Here is a 683-nt window from a genome sequence, read left to right as displayed (position 1 = left end):
CAACGGTCCCGCGGTATGGTGTCGTGGCAGTTTCTTTCACCCGTGAAAGGAACTGTCAGGACGAAAAGAGCAGGCTGCGAACGTTGATATTTTTGATTTAAAAGTACTGCCATGCACTATGACCGCGTGTTGTAGTGCGTTTTTTTTAATTTTTGTTGTTACTTAATTCAAAGATCTGCTCAAATTTATTTTTAAGGTTTTCTTTAATAGATCTGCTCAGAATATAATTTCCAAAACCTATTGAAATAAATATTATTCCAAATGTTAAATTCTCAAAGGTCCCTTTAAATATTAAACTTTGAGCAATTATGATCAAGCCTGTCAACGATAATAATATTGTAAATAGTGATAGTATTTGATTTGATCGATATTTGACTTTGATTTTCAAACCCATTTCATCTGATGTAATAAGTCCTTTTATAAAAGCGGGACCATATCCTAAGCTACTTAAATCTCCGGTAAAAATTGAGGAACTTTTAGATAACCAAAATTCTCTGCCATTTTTTATCCCACCAGTCAAGTTATACCCTTTCTCAGAAGATGTATAATCAATATTTTTTTCAAAACGAAGAACAAATTCATCCCAATTCATTTTACTTCTATATTCTTTCGTTTCAATATTAAAAATCTTGTTTAACATTCTAATTTTTTTGGAAAATGCACTACAACGTTCCCGCGGTATG

General features: G+C 32.1%; 1 protein-coding gene. It reads right to left on the bottom strand.

Annotated elements, in window-relative coordinates; all coding sequences use genetic code 11:
• Positions 1-145: 145 nt before the first annotated feature.
• On the bottom strand, positions 146-683 hold a 538-nt coding region (locus ACE1ET_RS20600; protein WP_375730314.1), incomplete at its 5' end, for a hypothetical protein.

Origin of the sequence: Quyinboa mangrovi (genome assembly GCF_042219825.1) — a bacterium.
GTDB lineage: Bacteria > Bacteroidota > Bacteroidia > Bacteroidales > UBA5342 > JBHJHP01.
The sequence above is the reverse complement of the archived record's forward strand: the minus strand, read 5'-3'. Positions and strand labels throughout refer to the sequence as shown.